Source organism: Pseudomonas sp. NPDC086278 (assembly GCF_050280905.1).
Classification (GTDB): Bacteria; Pseudomonadota; Gammaproteobacteria; order Pseudomonadales; family Pseudomonadaceae; genus Aquipseudomonas.
The window spans coordinates 22142-39718 of record NZ_JBNNWE010000008.1 but is presented as its reverse complement, the minus strand read 5'-3'; the positions used below and the strand labels follow the sequence as shown (position 1 = coordinate 39718).

10 protein-coding genes and 1 pseudogene are annotated in these 17577 nt (G+C 61.4%); 8 read left to right on the top strand and 3 right to left on the bottom strand.

Annotated features, from left to right (window positions below; all coding sequences use genetic code 11):
* The first annotated feature begins 31 nt into the window (after positions 1–31).
* From ACQKP4_RS04365 to ACQKP4_RS04355, 3 genes and pseudogenes are all read left to right on the top strand, one after another.
* Positions 32–2995, top strand: a complete 2964-nt coding sequence (locus ACQKP4_RS04365; protein ID WP_427630751.1) for an autotransporter domain-containing protein — start codon at positions 32–34, stop codon at positions 2993–2995.
* 51 nt (positions 2996–3046) lie between these two features.
* Positions 3047–6118 (top strand): annotated as a pseudogene (locus ACQKP4_RS04360) (autotransporter domain-containing protein).
* A 103-nt stretch (positions 6119–6221) separates the two neighbouring features.
* Positions 6222–8075 carry a polyurethane esterase gene (locus ACQKP4_RS04355; RefSeq protein ID WP_427630749.1) on the top strand — a complete coding sequence of 618 codons (1854 nt, stop codon included), beginning with the start codon at positions 6222–6224 and terminating at the stop codon, positions 8073–8075.
* A 115-nt stretch (positions 8076–8190) separates the two neighbouring features.
* On the opposite strand, the gene ACQKP4_RS04350 is transcribed toward ACQKP4_RS04355, so the two are convergent.
* Positions 8191–8415, bottom strand: coding sequence for a YgdI/YgdR family lipoprotein (locus ACQKP4_RS04350; RefSeq protein ID WP_427630747.1), 225 nt, complete (start codon positions 8413–8415; stop codon positions 8191–8193).
* Positions 8416–8575: 160 nt separating this feature from the next.
* Here ACQKP4_RS04350 and ACQKP4_RS04345 point away from each other — a divergent pair, with 160 nt between their 5' ends.
* From ACQKP4_RS04345 to ACQKP4_RS04335, 3 genes are all read left to right on the top strand, one after another.
* Positions 8576–10243 (top strand): VRR-NUC domain-containing protein, encoded by a 1668-nt coding sequence (locus ACQKP4_RS04345; RefSeq protein WP_427630745.1) that lies wholly within the window; start codon positions 8576–8578, stop codon positions 10241–10243.
* On the top strand, positions 10240–12519 hold the full coding sequence (locus ACQKP4_RS04340) for an ATP-dependent DNA helicase (RefSeq protein WP_427630743.1): 2280 nt from the start codon (positions 10240–10242) through the stop codon (positions 12517–12519). Before ACQKP4_RS04345 ends, ACQKP4_RS04340 begins: the two co-directional genes overlap by 4 nt.
* 126 nt (positions 12520–12645) lie before the next feature.
* Entirely contained in the window at positions 12646–13542 is an 897-nt protein-coding gene (locus ACQKP4_RS04335; protein ID WP_427630741.1) for a zeta toxin family protein, read from the top strand.
* Here ACQKP4_RS04335 and ACQKP4_RS04330 read toward each other — a convergent pair.
* Positions 13523–14278 carry a type 1 glutamine amidotransferase domain-containing protein gene (locus ACQKP4_RS04330; protein WP_427630740.1) on the bottom strand — a complete coding sequence of 252 codons (756 nt, stop codon included), beginning with the start codon at positions 14276–14278 and terminating at the stop codon, positions 13523–13525. The genes ACQKP4_RS04335 and ACQKP4_RS04330 overlap by 20 nt on opposite strands.
* 176 nt (positions 14279–14454) lie before the next feature.
* Here ACQKP4_RS04330 and ACQKP4_RS04325 point away from each other — a divergent pair, with 176 nt between their 5' ends.
* Both ACQKP4_RS04325 and ACQKP4_RS04320 read left to right on the top strand, forming a co-directional pair.
* Positions 14455–16377: a PAS domain S-box protein gene (locus ACQKP4_RS04325; RefSeq protein ID WP_427630738.1), complete on the top strand. Its 1923-nt coding sequence runs from the start codon at positions 14455–14457 to the stop codon at positions 16375–16377.
* 190 nt (positions 16378–16567) lie between these two features.
* Positions 16568–17104 carry a hypothetical protein gene (locus ACQKP4_RS04320; protein WP_427630736.1) on the top strand — a complete coding sequence of 179 codons (537 nt, stop codon included), beginning with the start codon at positions 16568–16570 and terminating at the stop codon, positions 17102–17104.
* 33 nt (positions 17105–17137) lie between these two features.
* Here the strand turns inward: ACQKP4_RS04320 and ACQKP4_RS04315 are convergent, their stop codons facing one another.
* A complete protein-coding gene (locus ACQKP4_RS04315; RefSeq protein WP_427630734.1) occupies positions 17138–17434 on the bottom strand; it encodes a hypothetical protein in 297 nt (98 codons plus the stop codon).
* Between the last annotated feature and the right edge of the window lie 143 nt (positions 17435–17577).

The window sequence follows — 17577 nt, the reverse complement described above, 5'->3', positions numbered from 1 at the left end:
CGATTATTTAAAACAATAAAAGCGAGAAGTCATGAACACGGAAGTCCACCTCAAGCCGATCCCGGTCGGCACGCTATTGCTTTTGATTTCATCTGCGTCCGGCATGGCCCAGGCCAATTATCTGGAAACCGGTGTGCGCGGTGATGCCGCCAGTTGGCGCAGCGCAGAATTCCAGCGCGACTGGGGCCTGGGCCGGATGCAGGCCGATCAAGCCTACGCCGCCGGCATCACCGGCAAAGGCGTGAAAATCGGCGAACTCGATTCCGGCTTCGATGCGGCGCATCCCGAGTTCGCCGCCGACCGTTACCACGCGGTGAACGCCAGCGGCAGCTATGTCGATGGCTCGCTGTTCAACGTCAACGGCACGCTCAACCCCAACAACGACTCCCACGGCACCCACGTCGCCGGCACCATTGCCGCGTCTCGCGATGGCAGCGGCATGCACGGGGTGGCGTACAACGCGCAGCTCTACGTCGGCAACACCAACCAGAACGACAGTTTTCTGTTCGGTCCCAACCCGGACCCGCGCTACTTCAAAGCGGTGTACAACGCCTTGGTCGACGCTGGCGTGCGCGCGATCAACAACAGCTGGGGCAGCCAGCCACCGGATGTCAGTTACCGCACCCTCGATGATCTGCACGCCGCTTACGCCCAGCACTGGAACAAGGGCACCTGGCTCGATGCCGCGGCCGACGTTTCGCGGCGTGGCGTGATCAACGTGTTCAGCGCCGGCAATAGCGGCTACCCCAACGCCAGCGTGCGCTCGGCGCTGCCGTATTTTCAGCCGGACCTGGAAGGCCATTGGCTGGCCGTGTCGGGGCTGGATCAAAGCAATCAGCAGAAGTACAACCAGTGCGGGATCGCCAAATACTGGTGCATCACCACCCCGGGCGCGAAGATCGACAGCACCGTTCCCGATGGCGGTTACGCGATCAAATCCGGCACGTCGATGTCGGCGCCCCATGCCACCGGCGCGCTGGCGCTGGTGATGGAACGTTACCCGTACATGAGCAACCAGCAAGCGCTGGAGACCTTGCTGACCACCGCGACCCAGCTCGACGGCTCGGTCACCGAGGCGCCGACTACGGTGGTCGGCTGGGGCGTCGCCAACCTGGACCGGGCGATGCGCGGGCCGGGGCAACTGCTCGGGCGCTTCGAAGCAAATCTGGGGGCAGGGCAAAGCGATGTCTGGAGCAATGGCATCACCGATAAAGCGCTGATCCAGCGCCAATCCGAAGACCTCGCCGAGCACGGCGGCTGGCAGCAGACGCTGAAGAGCAAAGGCTGGGAGAACGGTGTGCCGGTGGGCGCCAGTCAACAGGATCAGACCGATTACGCGATCGGCATGGCGCGCGATGCTGCCGCTGCGACTCGCGTGTATGCCGGCAGCCTGATCAAGTCCGGTGCCGGACGCCTGATGCTGACCGGCGACAACACCTATCGCGGACCGACCACGGTCAACGGTGGTTTGCTTGCGGTGAACGGTTCGCTGGTGTCCGCGGTGACCGTCAACGCCGGTGGCACGCTGGGCGGTTCGGGGCGCATTGGTGCACTGACCGCCAACAGCGGCGGCACCGTAGCGCCGGGCAATTCCATCGGCACGCTGCAAGTGGCCGGTGACGTGACCTTCGCGCGCGGCTCGACCTACGCGGTGGAATTGTCGCCCACCCGCAGCGATCAAGTGGTTGCGGGCGGCACCGCGGTGATCGATGGCGCCACGGTCAGCCTGTCGCTGGAAAACAGCCCGACCTTGCTCAGCACTACCGAAGTGCAGAGCCTGCTCGGGCATCAGTACAACATCCTGCAAGCGGCCGGTGGCATTCAAGGCCGGTTCGGTGCGGTGTTGCCCAATTACCTGTTCATTGGCGGCAGCCTCGATTACGCCGCGAGCGCTGTGCAGTTGAGTGTCGAGCGCAACGCCACCTCGTTTGCCAGCGTCGGGCAAACGCCGAACCAGCGTGCTGTCGGCGGCGCCGTCGAAGGGCTTGGCGCGGGGAACCCGGTCTACGAAAGTCTGCTGCTGTCGCCGTCCGCCAGTTCTGCGCAACAGGCGTTCCAGCAATTGTCCGGGGAGATCTATCCGGCATTGAGCAGTGTGTTGATCAACGACAGCCGTTACCTGCGCGACGCCGTGGGCGAACGTCTTGTCGACGCGAAGGGCGCTCAGGGCAATGGCTGGATCAAAGCGTTGGGTGCCTGGGGCAAGACCGACGACCGGCATGACACGGCCGGTTATACGACGTCGATTGGCGGCTTGCTCGCCGGTGTCGATGGCGCGCTCGATGAACAAACCCGCATCGGCCTGGTCACCGGCTACAGCGACAGCTCGGTCAGCATGGGCTCGGGCACGCACTCATCGGCCAAGGTCGACAGCTATCACTTGGTTGCTTATGCCGGTCGCGAATCGGGGGCCTGGCGGCTGAGCGCGGGCGGCGCGTACAGCTGGCATCGCGCCGACGTCAAGCGCGACCTGCAATACGGCGAGGTCGGCGCCAAACAAAAAGCCAAAGTCGATGCCGGCACCACCCAGGTGTTCAGCGAAGCGGCGTATCGGCTGAACCTGCAACCGCTGGCGCTGGAGCCGTTCGCCAACCTGGCCTACGTGCATCTCGACACTGAAGGTTTCACCGAGAAGGGTGACGCCGCCGCGCTGAAAAGCCACGGCGATCAGCGTGATGCGGTGCTCGGCACCCTTGGCGTGCGGGCGCTGAAGACCCTCAATCTTTCCAGCAGGCAGCAACTCGACCTGAGCGGCAGCCTCGGCTGGCAGCACAACCTGAGCAGCACCGATGCCGAAGAGCACCTGGCATTTGCCAGCGGCAGCAGCGCGTTTTCCGTGGAGAGTTCGCCGATGGTGCGCGATGCGGCGCTGGTCGGCGCGCATGCCAGCCTGGCGCTGAGCCGGGAGATTCGCCTGAACCTCGATTACAACGGCCAACTCGCCAGCCGCGAGAAGAGCCATGGCGTCGGGTTGAGCCTCGATTGGCGGTTTTAAAGCGGTAAACACCACAAGGATTTTGGCAACACAACTAAGGATGGTCGCTGGATGAACGTCAGGAACAACAACACATTCGCCTTGAAAACCCTTAACCGGGCCTTGCTCTGCGCACTGGCCACCTGGGGCACCGCGCACGCCGCACCGTACGTGGAGAGCGGCCGGGCCGGCGATCCCGGCAGTTGGCGCAGCGCTGAATTCAACGCCGACTGGGGCCTGGGCGCGATCAACGCGCAAGACGCCTACGCCGCCGGTTACACCGGCAAGGGCGTGAAACTGGGGATCTTCGACCAACCGGTCTACGCCCGACACCCGGAATTTTCCGGGGCCGACAAAGTGATCACCCTGGTCACCAGCGGTATCCGCGAATACACCGACCCTTACATCCCGGTCAAAGCGGGGGACGCGTTCCGTTATGACGGCTCGCCCTCGGTCGGCTCCGACGGCAAACTCGGTTCCCACGGCACCCACGTCGGCGGCATTGCCGCCGGCAGCCGCGACGGCAACCCGATGCACGGCGTCGCCTACAACGCGCAGATCATCAGCGCCGATAACGGCGACCCTGGGCCGGAAGACGGGATCATCCTCGGCAACGACGGCGCGGTGTACAAGGCCGGGTGGGATGCGTTGATCGCCAGCGGCGCGCGGATCATCAACAACAGTTGGGGCATCGGCATCACTGACCGCTTCGACCTGGGCGGGCGCAACCCGGCGTACCCGCATTTCACCGTGCAAGACGCCTAGTTGCAGTTCAATCAGATCAGCCCGATCCTCGGCACTCGCCAGGGCGGTGCCTATGACGGCGCCATCGCGGCCGCCCGCAGCGGCATCGTCACGATCTTCGCCGCCGGCAACGACTACAACCTCAATAACCCGGACGCCATCGCCGGCCTCGGCTACTTCGTTCCGGACATCGCGCCGAACTGGGTCACCGTAGCGGCGTTGCAGAAGAACCCGGATCTGACCAGCCCCGACCTCTACAACATCAGCACCTTCTCGTCGCGCTGCGGCTACACCGCGAGTTTCTGCGTGTCGGCCCCCGGCACGCGGATTTTCAGCGCAGTCATCGGCGGCACCAATGCCGACAACCTGACCGTCGACTACGCCAACAAAAACGGCACGTCCATGGCCGCCCCGCACGTGGCGGGCTCGATGGCGGTGTTGATGGAACGGTTCCCGTACATGACCGGCGCGCAGGTCGCCAGCGTGTTGCGCACCACCGCCACCGACATGGGCACGCCAGGCGTCGACGCGCTGTACGGCTGGGGCATGATCAACCTGCGCAAAGGCATCGACGGCCCGGCGATGTTCGTCACCGAGCAGGACATTCCCGAAGAGTTCCGCATTCCGGGGGCCTACGGTTCCAGCCAGTTTGTGGCAGACCTGCCGGGCATCGGCGCGATCATCGACGCCGGCAAACCCACCGAGCGCGTGTGCAACGACGTGCACTGCGGGCTCGACACCTGGCGCAACGACATTTCCGGCCATGGCGGCCTGACCAAGCAAGGCCTCGGCACGCTGGTGCTGACTGGCGCCAACACCTACGCCGGCCCGACGCTGGTCAATCAGGGTCGGCTGGCGATCAACGGTTCACTGGCCTCGGCAGTCACCGTCAACGACAGCGGCATTCTGGGTGGTAACGGTCGCATTGGCGCATTGACCGCCAAAAGCGGCGGCACCGTCGCACCGGGCAACTCCATCGGCACCTTGCAAGTGGCCGGCGACGTGACCTTCGAGCCGGGTTCGACCTACGCCGTGGAGTTGTCGCCCACCCGCAGCGACCAGATCGTGGCGGCCGGCAAAGCCGTGATCGACGGCGCCACCGTCAGCCTGTCGCTGGAAAACAGCCCGACGCTGCTGACCACTGGCGAGGCGAAAACCCTGCTCGGCCGGCAGTACAACATTCTGCAAGCAGCCGGCGGCATCGACGGACGTTTCGGGGCGGTGGTGCCGAACTACCTGTTCCTCGGCGGCACCCTGGACTACTCGGCCAATGGCATTCAACTGGCGGTCGAGCGCAATGCCGCGTCCTTCGCCAGCGCTGGCCAAACCCCGAACCAACGCGCCGTGGCCGCCGCCGCCGAGCAACTGGGCGCGGGCAATGCGCTGTACGAAACCCTGTTGCTGTCGCCCACCGCTGCCGTCGCGCAACAGGCGTTCCAGCAGTTGTCCGGCGAGATTCACCCGGCAATCGGCACATTGCTGATCAACGACAGCCGTTACCTGCGCGATGCCGTCGGCGAACGCCTGCGCGAGCGGGATCTGTTTGATGCGGCGGCACCGACCGATGATCGCAGTAACGCCTGGGCAAAAGTCCTTGGTGCCTGGGGCAAAAGCGCTGGCGGCAACGACAACGCCAGTTCCAACAGCTCGATTGGCGGCTTGCTGGCCGGTGTCGACGGTTTGATTACTGAAAACACCCGACTGGGTTTCGTCACTGGCTACAGCGACAGTTCGTTGAGCATGGGGGATGGCACACACTCGTCGGCATCCGTCGACAGCTACCACTTGGGCGCGTACCTGGGGCACGAAATCGACGCGCTGCGGTTGAGTGTCGGCGGCGCTTACAGCTGGCATCGCATCGACGTGAAACGCGACCTGCAATTCGGCGACGTCAGCGGCAAGCAGAAATCCAAACGCGATGCGACCACCGCGCAGTTGTTCGCTGAGGCGGCGTATCGCCTCGACGTGCAACCGCTGGCGCTGGAACCGTTTGCCAACCTCGCGTACGTGCACCTCAACAGCGACAGCTTCACCGAAAAGGGCGACGCCGCTGCGCTCAAGGGCGGTGAGGACAACCGTGACGCGGTGCTTTCGACCCTCGGTTTGCGGGCGAGCAAAGCCATTGCCCTGTCCGAAACACAACAACTGCAACTGTCCGGCACCCTCGGCTGGCAGCACAACCTGAGCAGCGTGCATTCCGAAGATCATCTGGCCTTCGCCAATGGCAACACCGCGTTCAGCGTGCAAAGTGTGTCGCTGGATCGCGACGCCGCCGTGATTGGCGTACGGGCCGGTTTGGCCGTGGCGAAGGATGTTCGGGTAAGCCTGGATTACAACGGGCTGATTGGTTCCAGCGAGAAAGATCACGGGGTAGGGCTGACCCTGGACTGGGAGTTCTGATAACGCCAAAAGACATTGCACTGAATACGCCGGGACGCCTTGTGGTTTGGCGTTCCGGCCGTGAGCTATCTCTGACAATTCCAACAAAAGAGAGGCAATACCCATGGGTGTGTATGACTACAAAAACCTCGGCACAGCGGATTCCAAAGCATTGTTCAGCGATGCGATGGCCATCACGCTGTATTCCTATCACAACCTCGATAACGGCTTTGCCACCGGTTATCAGCACAACGGCTTTGGCCTGGGTTTGCCCGCAACGCTGGTGACCGCGTTGCTCGGCGGCACCGATTCCCAAGGCGCCATCCCCGGTATCCCGTGGAACCCCGATTCGGAAAAAGCCGCGCTCGAGGCGGTGCAGAAGGCCGGCTGGACGCCGATCACCGCTTCGCAATTGGGCTATGACGGCAAAACCGATGCGCACGGAACCTTCTACGGCGAGAAGGCCGGTTACACCACGGCGCAGGTGGAGATCCTTGGCAAGTACGACGCTCAGGGCCATCTCACGGAAATCGGCATCGCCTTTCGGGGCACCAGTGGTCCTCGGGAAACCCTGATCAGCGATTCCCTGGGCGATGTGATCAACGACCTGCTGTCGGCCTTCGGCCCCAAGGACTACGCGAAAAATTACGTGGGCCAGGCGTTCGGCAATTTACTCAGTGACGTCGCCGCGTTTGCCAAGGCCAATGGCCTGTCGGGCCAAGACGTGCTGGTCAGCGGCCACAGCCTCGGCGGACTGGCGGTCAACAGCCTGGCGGACTTGAGCACGGGGCAGTGGGGCGGGTTTTTCAAGGACTCCAGCTACATCGCCTACGCCTCGCCAACCCAAAGCAGCACGGACAAGGTGCTCAACGTCGGCTATGAGAACGATCCGGTGTTCCGCGCCCTCGACGGCTCCGCGTTCAACCTGTCATCCGTGGGCGTGCACGATGCGGCCAAGGCCTCGGCGACTGACAACATCGTCAGCTTCAACGATCACTACGCCTCGACGGCGTGGAACCTGCTGCCGTTCTCCATTCTCAACATCCCGACCTGGATTTCGCATTTGCCGACCGCTTATGGCGACGGCATGAACCGGGTGATCGAGTCGAAGTTCTACGACCTCACCAGCAAGGATTCGACGATCGTCGTCGCCAACCTGTCGGACCCGGCGCGGGCCAACACCTGGGTTCAGGACTTGAATCGCAACGCCGAAACCCACAAGGGCAGCACCTTTATCATCGGCAGCGACGGCAACGACCTGATTCAGGGCGGCAAGGGCAATGACTACCTCGAAGGACGCGACGGTAACGATACGTTCCGCGATGCCGGCGGCTACAACATGGTGCTGGGTGGCAAGGGCAGCAACGTGCTGGACTTGCAGCAGTCGGTGAAACAGTTTGCTTTCGCCAACGACGGCGCCGGCACCCTGTACGTGCGCGACGCCAACGGCGGGATCAGCATCACTCGTGACATTGGCAGCATCGTGACCAAGGAACCGGGGTTTCTCTGGGGACTGTTCAAGGACGACGTGACGCACAGCGTCACGGCCAACGGCTTGGTGGCCGGCAACAACCTGACGGCGTACGCCTCGTCGGTAAAGGGTGGCGCGGGCGCCGACACGCTGACGGCGCATTCAACGGGCGACTGGCTGTTCGGGCTTGATGGCAACGACCATTTGATCGGCGGCAGGGGCAACGACGTATTCGTCGGCGGCGCGGGCAATGACCTGATGGAGTCGGGAGGCGGGGTAGACACCTTCCTGTTCAGCGGTGCGTTTGGTCAGGATCGGGTGGTCGGCTATCAGGCCAACGACAAACTGGTGTTTCTCGGGGTGCAGGGCGTGGCGCCGAACGATGATGTGCGGGCGCACGCTTCGGCGGTCGGGCACGACACGCTGCTGACGTTTGGCGCCGATTCGGTGACGTTGGTGGGGGTTGGTCTGGACAGTTTGTCGGGCTCGGGGATTGTGATCGCCTGAGGTTGATGGGGCGCCGGTAAGGCCCTTCGCGAGCAAGCCCGCTCCCACAATGGATCTCCAGTGTTGCGAAATCCCTGTGGGAGCGGGCTTGCCCGCGAAGAACGATGACTCGGTCTTAGTCTTCCTTGCGAACCGTCGCCACGTCATTGGCGTTGACCTTCACTTTCGCGCCAGAAATATCCTCAAACTCGTAGAACCCGTCCTTGGTCTTGGTTTTCGGCATGTCCTTGGTCAAATACTGGGTGCCGTTCTGCAAGGTGACGACCGTCTGCGTCGAGCAACCGGCCAATGCCAGGAACGCCGCGATGGCCAGTGGCAACCCTAGAGTCTTGATATTCATAAACACCTCTAACAATGGTGAAAAAAACCGCTATGCCGGTTGGTGCCACGGATCGGCAGAAAGTTCGATGCCGGTCAAAAATCGCCGCCGCCTATCTTTTTCCATTTGCGCCGGACCGTACGCAGCTGGTATCTGTACGCATAACCAGTACTCGCTCGCCATGGCCCTGTCCCCTGTGACCGAAAATCCCCTCGACGACCCGTTCTATTACTTGAACAACTTCATGCAAGTGCTTGATTGGCTTGAGCATCGCTATGCCGATGTATTGAGCGCCGACGAACAATCCTTCATTCGTGAGTTTAGCCGGCAGCCCCGCGAGTCGAGGGCATTGTTGGTGCGCATGGTGATGCGCAAGGGCGTGCATTTTCGCGCAGGCAAACTGAATTACCTTGAAATCGGTGATATTGCCCGCGCTGCCGAACCGTTGCTGGCGGCCGGCTGGATTGACGAGCAGACCCCACTGTCTATCGACGAATTGTTCGACGTGTTGCTCAAGGCCGAAATTGTCCAGTGCTTTGGCGCGGCCATTGAACAACCCAAAGGCAAGAAAAGCGATTGGCTACCCCTCTTGAGCGAACGGTTTGGCGAGGCTCACAGCTTCGCTCAATGGTGCCCGCCACTGCATGACAGATTGTTCACCTTGACCATCATGACGCTGTGCGACCGCTTGCGGCTGATGTTCTTCGGCAACCTGTATCAGGACTGGTCGGAGTTCGTGCTGGCCGATCTCGGCATCTTTACCTACGAGAAGGTCGAGTTCTGCGCTGAATCCCGAGGCTTGCGCTGCCGTGAAGACGTCGACGCCGGCATGTTTCTGCACCACTGCCAGCAACGTCTGGAGGCGGGCGAAGAGGTGGCCGTGATTGTCGAGCAGATCAACGCCCTGGAACTCGACAACCCGTGGCTGCAACGGCGTCGCGCCAAGCTGTTGTTCCAACTCGGCCAGCATTGCGAGCGGGTGGCGGATTTCGCTACCGCCATGAGCATTTACCGCCACTGCGCCTATCCCGGCGCCCGTGTGCGGCTGATTCGTGTGCTGGAACGGTGTGCCGAGTATCAATTGGCGATGGAACTGGCGACGCTCGCCCAGTTGGCACCGCAAAGCGCCACCGAGCACCAGCATCTACAGCGGGTTTTGCCCAGGCTGCGGCGCAAGCTCGGCGGTCCGCCGCTGAAGCGGCCGTCGCCCAGGGCCATGCAGCGGCTGGACCTGCAACTGCCCAGGAGCGACCTCGCGCAGTCGGTCGAATACTACGTTCAGGCGCACCTCGCCGAGGAATCCGCGCCCGTGCATTACGTCGAGAACAGCCTGATCAACTCGCTGTTCGGGCTGCTGTGCTGGCCGGCCATTTTTGCGCCGTTGCCGGGCGCGTTTTTCCACCCGTTCCAGCGCGGCCCGGTGGACCTGCTCAACGAAGACTTTCGTGGCCGCCGCGCGGAGCTGTTTCAGCGCTGCCTCGCGGAACTGGAGGACGGGCGCTACGTCCAGACCATCCGCGAACGTTATGTGGCCAAGTGGGGCGTGCAATCGCCGTTCGTGTTCTGGGGCGCGTTGAGCGAGGAGCTGCTGGAGCAAGCCCTCGATTGCCTGCCCGCCGAACACCTCAGGCACTGGTTCAATCGGCTGTTGCTGGACATCAAGGCCAACCGCGCCGGCATGCCGGACCTGATTCAGTTCTGGCCGCAGCACAAAACCTATCGAATGATCGAAGTCAAAGGCCCTGGCGATCGCCTGCAAGACAACCAGCTGCGCTGGCTGGAGTTCTGCCATGAACACCAGATGCCCATTGCCGTTTGCTATGTGCAATGGTCGGAGCAGAGCGCTTGAGCTACAGCATTGCGGTGCGGGCGTTGTGTGAATTCACCGCCAAGGTCGGCGACCTCGACCTGCGCTTCACCCCGTCACCGACTGCGCTGGAAGGCATCGTCGGCCACCGCACGGTCGCGTCGCGGCGCAGTGACAGTTATCAAAGCGAAGTCGCCCTTGAAGGCACGTTCAAATCCCTCAAGGTGAAGGGCAGGGCGGACGGCTATGACCCGGTGCAAAACTGCCTGGAAGAAGTCAAAACCTATCGCGGCGATCTCAGCAAGCAACCGGCCAATCACCGCCAGTTGCACTGGGCGCAGGCGAAGATCTACGGCGCATTGATGTGCCGGACCCTGGCGCTGGCGCAGATCAATCTGGCGCTGGTGTACTTCGACATAGTCAGCGAAAAGGAAACCTGTCTGGTCGAGGCCTTCAGCGCCGCCGAACTGCAGCAGTTCTTCGAACACCATTGCCGGTTGTTCCTGCACTGGGCCGAGCAGGAAATGGCCCATCGCGAAGCGCGCAATCATGCGGCACAGCAACTGGCATTTCCCCACCCGGACTTTCGTCCGGGGCAACGGCATCTGGCGGAGTCGGTGTACAAAGCGGTCAGCACCGGCCGGTGCCTGATGGCTCAGGCGCCCACCGGTATCGGCAAAACCGTGGGCACGCTGTTTCCGATGCTCAAGGCGCTGGTGCCGCAGCAACTGGACAAAGTGTTCTTCCTCACAGCGAAAACCCCGGGCCGCAAGCTGGCGCTGGATGCTGCGCAAGTGATCCTCGACAGCGCCCATTCGCCACCGTTGCGAGTGCTGGAGATGATCGCCCGGGACAAGGCCTGCGAGCACCCGGACAAGGCTTGCCACGGCGAATCCTGCCCGTTGGCACAGGGGTTTTACGATCACTTGCCCGCCGCGCGCCAGGCGGCCAGCCAACTTAACCTGCTGAATCAGAACGCCTTGCGCGAGGTCGCGCTGGCGCATGACGTCTGTCCGTATTACCTGAGCCAGGAAATGGCCCGCTGGGCTGACGTGGTGGTCGCCGACTACAACTATTACTTTGATTTCAGCGCGCTGCTGTTCGGGTTGGCGCAAGCCAATAACTGGCGCGTCGCCGTACTGGTCGACGAGGCCCATAACCTTGTCGAGCGCGGCCGCCAGATGTACAGCGCCAGCCTCGACCAGGCGGCCCTCAACGCGGTGCGCAAAATCGCGCCGCCAGCCCTGAAGAACGCGTTGCAGCGGGTCAATCGTGAATGGAACGCGCTGCATAACCTCCAGCTCGGCGCCTATCAGGCTTACGACAAGCCCCCGGAAAAACTGCTTCAGACGGTGTCTTCGTGCAGCGCCAGCATTGGCGACTACCTGAATGATCACCCGCAAGGTCTGGACAGCGCCTTGCAGAACTTCTATTTCGATATGCTCCGGTTCAGCCGGGTGGCCGAGCTGTTCGATGAACAGTTTCTGTTCGACATCAGCAAACGCGACCTCGACCGCAAGCGCAACCTGTCGCAACTGTGCCTGCGCAACGTGGTGCCGGCCGGCTTCATCCGCCCGCGCCTGACCGCTGCGCGCAGCACCGTGCTGTTTTCAGCGACGCTGAGCCCCCGGCACTACTACGCCGACCTGTTGGGCACCCCGGCGAATTCGGTGTGGATCGATGTCGAATCGCCGTTTCATGCCGACCAGCTAAAAGTGCACATCGTCAGCCAGATCTCCACACGCTTTGTCCATCGACAGGCCTCGCTGGCGCCGATTGTCGAACTGATCGCCCGGCAATTTGCCGAACGCCCCGGCAACTACCTGGCGTTTTTCAGCAGCTTCGATTATTTGCAGCAAGTGGCGCAGTTGCTGGCCGAGCGACACCCGCAGATCACGCTGTGGTCGCAGTCGCGGGGCATGGCGGAGGGACAGCGCCAGGCGTTTCTCGATCAATTCACCGCCGAGAGCCAGGGCGTCGGCTTTGCGGTGCTGGGTGGTGCGTTCGGCGAAGGCATCGACTTGCCGGGCGCACGGTTGATCGGTGCGTTCATTGCGACCTTGGGCCTGGCGCAGCTCAATCCGGTCAACGAACAACTGAAGCACCGGATGGCGGCGATTTTTGGCGCGGGTTACGACTACACCTACCTGTTTCCCGGGGTGCAGAAAGTCGTGCAGGCGGCTGGGCGGGTGATTCGCACGCAACAGGATCAAGGGGTGGTGATGCTGATTGATGACCGGTTTGGCGAAAGCAAGGTCAAACAACTTCTGCCGCGCTGGTGGTCAGTTCAGTCGACGCATTTTCAGCCGGTTGCGTAGGATTTTTCCCTATTAAAATCAGTGACATATCTTGAAAGACATGCCCATTTGAACAATCGGCAAAACACGCTTTATTCAAGGGACAGGCAATCACTCGTTGTAAAACTTTGATAAGGATATCAAGGCATGTCACCAGCCCCTCTCTACACCTACACCCCGGAACAGGTCACCGCAGCCTTCAACAGCATCAAAACCACGCTCTTCAGCGGCATCACCGCCGAGCAAACCCCGAAGATCCTGGTGGTCGCAGGGTTACAGGGCTCGGGCAAGACCTGCCTGCTGGAGACTAAACTCCTGCCGTCCGGGCGTTATGCCAAGTACGTCCGGCTCTATCTGCCTGAATACCGAAAGCAGCATCCCCAATACGCAGACATGCTCAAGCTCGGTGTCCTTCACGCGTACCAGCACACCGAAGCGTTTGTCCGCGAGGTCAGCGCCAAGATCTTTACCGAAGCGTTCACGCTCAAATACAACATCATCATGGAATGTGCGTTCGACAGCCTCGACTTCGCGGCTTTTCCGCCTCTGGCGACGGCGGCCGGTTATCAGTTCGAAACCCACATCGTCGGCTGCTCGCAAGAGTTCGCGCACCTGTCGAGCATCAAGCTCGCGCTCAAAAGCCTGGAAACCCTTGAACTCGGACGGTTTGTCACGCTGGCGACGCTGGAGGCAGGCATGAGTCATGTCCAGACAATCCTCCTGGCGTTCGAAACCGCTTCAAAAGCGGTCGGCGGCTCACAAATCACTGTGTATGAACGCGGGCTCGGCGTGTTGAAAGAGCGTGCCTTGCGCATCCAGAGCACCTATCCCAAAGCAGCGGACACGGACCCCTTGACCGCACCGACCCTGTACAGCGCGTACGGCAACATCATCAACAACCACATCTACACGCCTCGCGAGCGTGACGAGATGGTCAAGGAGTGTCACCTGGCGTTATCCAGAGCCCGGCCCTACCTGGAACAGGTGCCGGATTTCGTCTACAACGACCTGTACGCCTACATCGTCAAGTACGTGTATCGCTAAGCAAACCTAGCCATTCGGCGGCGAAGCGATGACAGTCTCCCGGCCAGCGCGCGGTCAGTAAGCGACCGTCGCGCACCACGAACCCTCGTTGTGTCTGGCCTGCCGAATCACGGGTCGCGACAAGCGGCCCGCGCAGGAAGTTCGCGGGGCTGGAGAGGGCAGCCGTGACTTCCGCTTCGACCGTCTGCGGGTAGGTTCGGTAATAACGGCCAAGCCATGGCGCGGTAATGATCCACGCCGGCAGTTCCATGGTATTGGCCAGCAGCGCGGTGACCTTGCGGCCATGCAACACCGACAACCCTGAATCGGGATCGAGGGTACGGGCCAGCAACAACACGCCATGACAAACCGCCGCCACGGGTTTGTCGGCCTTGAAAAAGTGCAGGACAATGCGCCGGGCCTGATCGGATTCGAGCAGGCTGCGCATGCCCTTGGCATGGCCGCCGGGTATCAGCAGCCCGTCGTACAGGTTCGGGTCGATATCGGCGTAGGCCAGCGGTGCCTGAAACGACGGGGTTTCGATCATGCGTGCGTAGCTTGCACGGTCGGCGTCGCGCGTCATCAACAGCGGGTTCAACGGGCCAAACCCGATGTCCACCAGCCGCGAGTCGGCGTAGGCGGGCAGCCCTTCAGGGGTCGCAAAGCACACCTCGATGCCGGCATTGCGCATGGCTTGCCAGGGCACGCTGCTTTCGGTGGGGTCGTAGTCAGCAGTCGGTAACAGCATCAGAATCATCGGAACGCCTTTTATTGGCCGGGAAGCTGGATTGGCGTCGAGCATAGGCGCTCTGGTGGCGGCGCTCCACTGAACTCAAGTTTGTGCCTTTCCAATCCTGAACTTTGTCGCATACTTCACCAAGACCGTTTGCAGAAAGCCGGTCTTCATGACAACAACGCGCCCGGGTGTGATCGATGAGTGACGACCAATCCAAAGCCAATGCCATCGAAGAGATGCGCTTTCGCCTGTTGATTGATGCGGTAGTGGACTACGCGATCTACATGATTGATCCCGACGGGATCATCACCAGCTGGAACTCCGGCGCCAAGCGTTTCAAGGGCTACGAGGAAGCCGAAATCCTTGGCCAGCATTTCTCACGGTTTTATACCGAGAAAGATCGATTGGCCGGTTTGCCCCAGCGGGCGCTGGATACGGCAATAAGGGAAGGCCGGTTCGAAGGTGAAGGCTGGCGGGTACGCAAGGACGGCACGCACTTCTGGTCGCACGTGGTCATCGACCCGATCATCGACCCGACGGGCAAACTCCTGGGGTTTGCCAAGATCACCCGTGATCTCACCGACCGCAAAATGGCCGAGGAGACCCTCAAGCAAAGTGAGCAGCAGTTTCGCCTGCTGGTGCAAAGTGTCACGGACTACGCGATCTACATGCTTTCTCCGGAAGGACGCCTGACCAACTGGAATCCGGGTGCCCAACGCATCAAGGGATACCGGCCCGAGGAAGTGATCGGCAAGCATTTTTCGATCTTCTACACCCCTGAGGATCAGGCGGCCGGTGAGCCGCAACGGGCGCTGGCGATTGCCACGCGTGAAGGGCGCTTTGAAAACAAGGCCTGGCGCGTGCGCAAGGATGGCACGCAGTTTTTTGCTCACGTCGTGGTCGATCCGATCTGGGGCGAGACCGGCACGCTGCTGGGCTTTGCCAAGATCACCCGTGACATCACCGAAGCGACCCTGGCCCAGCAAACGCTTGAGCAAACCCGCGAAGCGTTGTTCCAGGCGCAGAAGATGCAGGCCATCGGTCAACTCAGCGGCGGGATTGCCCACGACTTCAATAATTTGCTGACGGTGATCCTCGGCAATCTGGAAATCGTGCGCAAACGGGTGGCGGACGATCCGAAGATTACCCGGCTGGTCGACAATGCCACGCAAGGCGCCTTGCGCGGTGTATCGCTGACCCAACGGATGCTGGCGTTTGCGCGGCGCCAGGAGCTCAAGTTCGAGTCCATCGAAATACCCAAACTGATCGAGGGCCTCACCGGGCTGTTGCGCAGTTCACTGGGGCCCTCGATCAAGCTCGAAACGCGTTTTACAGCGGGTCTTGAACCGGTGAAGGGGGACGTCAACCAGCTCGAACTCGCGCTGCTGAATCTCACCACCAACGCCCGAGACGCCATGCCGCATGGCGGTAGCATCGTTATCAGTGCAAGCAACGAGAAACTGCGCGATAAAAACACCTTGTCCCTGGCGCCTGGCGATTATGTCTGCCTCAGGCTCACCGATACCGGCGAGGGCATGGACCAGGCGACGCTGATTTCGGCGATGGACCCGTTCTTCACCACCAAAGGCGTCGGCAAAGGCACGGGCCTGGGGTTGTCGATGGTTCATGGGTTTATCGAACAGTTGGGCGGGCGTTTCCTCCTCAAGAGTCAGAAGGACAACGGCACGACCGCCGAGCTCTGGATACCCGTCGCCACCCACTCTTTAGTCGCCAGGCCAGTGATCGAGGACGTGCAAGTCGAACCGGTGCACAGGCTGTGCGTGTTGGTGGTGGACGACGACAGCCTGGTGCTGACCAGCACCGGTCTTTTACTTGAAGACCTGGGTCACCGGGTGATCAGCGCGGCGTCCGGCGCACAAGCCCTGGCGTTGTTCGACAACACGCCAGACATTGACTTGGTGATCACCGACATGGCCATGCCGCAGATGAGCGGTGCCCAACTGGCCCATGCACTGCGGTTGTTGAAGCCCGAGTTGCCGATTGTGCTCGCCACCGGTTACGCCGAGCGCCTCGAAGGCTTTGCCGTCGAATTGCCACGGTTGTCCAAACCCTTTACCCAACTCAACCTGGTGGAAATCATTTCTTCGGCCATGAAGTGAATTCAACGCCCCAATCCGGTCAGTCACGATGAGTCCATGGCCAGGATCAACGCCGTTTCGCTGCCCCTCGGCGATCCGGTGCAAGATCCTGGCGGGGTGTTGACCGCAGCGTGGCGGCTGCACTGAAATCCAGCTGAACTTGTCCGCGGCCGCTACTTCTAAACGCTTTCCCATTTGCTGTGTGATTGTCGTGCCCAGAATATTGACCGAAGCAACGGCTGAAGAAGCCCTGACCGAACACAACGCCAAGATGTTCGGCTCACCCAAGGAGCGTCTGGACTTTTACCGCCGCGAAATCCAGTACGAAACCAGCATCCTCGCCAACCGCACCGATGCCTACCTGGCCGCGCAATCCTTCCTGGTGATTGCCTTCGCTTCCTGCATGTCCAACCTCAATCCTGAATGGGGCAAGTTGTTCACATTGGTGGTACCGGCGTTTCTGGCGTTGCTGGGGATGCTCAGTTCGCTTAACGCCTGGCCGGGCATCCGCGCGGCCTACGACATCATTGACCACTGGCATTTCAAGCAAAGTGAGCTGCTGCGCAGCGAGCCGTTGATGGGCCTGGCTTACGACGAGTCGCCGCTGTTCAGCGAGATGGAGTCTTCTCACAAGGGCTATCGCAAGTCGTTGTTGTTCTCCGTGCGCACCCCTTGGATTTTCGCCACGTTCTGGGTGCTGCTCGGCAGCTATTCGTTTTACATCCAGGTCACCAATCCGGGGGGATGACCTGCGTTCGCCACCGGCGACGGAGCCTGTTGCTTACGCTCGATGCTCAAGCTGCTGACGCAAACGATGGGAGTTGTTGGCCGACATAGGAATCGGCGGAAAATCCTCGTTCAGCAATTGCAGATGCTCGATCGCTTCCTGAAACTTCAAATCCGCCTTTCGGCGCATCGCCTGATATTGATCAAACCGCTCCAGGTCCAGGTCGCCACCGTCCAGCATCTCGAAGGCGCAGCGGCTGAGGGCCTGGGCTTCTTCGAACATCTGGCGGTTACGTTCGAGGGCAAACGCGCGACAGGCTTTGATTTGCTCGGGGGAAGAAAATTGCATCATGACCGGCACCTTGATTGTCCGAGGTTCCTTTTAATAGGCATCGTTGCCGCAGGGGAACGTGACCTGACGGGGCCCGCATCTATTGGGCGGGGGTTAAGGTTGTGACTGTCGAGGTGCGGAGGGATTTCAAAAATTTGAAAGCG

Bases quoted from the DNA above. Each gene is read 5' to 3' on its own strand.
- ACQKP4_RS04365 (WP_427630751.1), top strand. From the start codon at position 32: ATGAACACGGAAGTCCACCTCAAGCCGATCCCGGTCGGCACGCTATTG.
- ACQKP4_RS04355 (WP_427630749.1), top strand. From the start codon at position 6,222: ATGGGTGTGTATGACTACAAAAACCTCGGCACAGCGGATTCCAAAGCA.
- ACQKP4_RS04350 (WP_427630747.1), bottom strand. From the start codon at position 8,415: ATGAATATCAAGACTCTAGGGTTGCCACTGGCCATCGCGGCGTTCCTG.
- ACQKP4_RS04345 (WP_427630745.1), top strand. From the start codon at position 8,576: ATGGCCCTGTCCCCTGTGACCGAAAATCCCCTCGACGACCCGTTCTAT.
- ACQKP4_RS04335 (WP_427630741.1), top strand. From the start codon at position 12,646: ATGTCACCAGCCCCTCTCTACACCTACACCCCGGAACAGGTCACCGCA.
- ACQKP4_RS04330 (WP_427630740.1), bottom strand. From the start codon at position 14,278: ATGATTCTGATGCTGTTACCGACTGCTGACTACGACCCCACCGAAAGC.
- ACQKP4_RS04325 (WP_427630738.1), top strand. From the start codon at position 14,455: ATGAGTGACGACCAATCCAAAGCCAATGCCATCGAAGAGATGCGCTTT.
- ACQKP4_RS04315 (WP_427630734.1), bottom strand. From the start codon at position 17,434: ATGATGCAATTTTCTTCCCCCGAGCAAATCAAAGCCTGTCGCGCGTTT.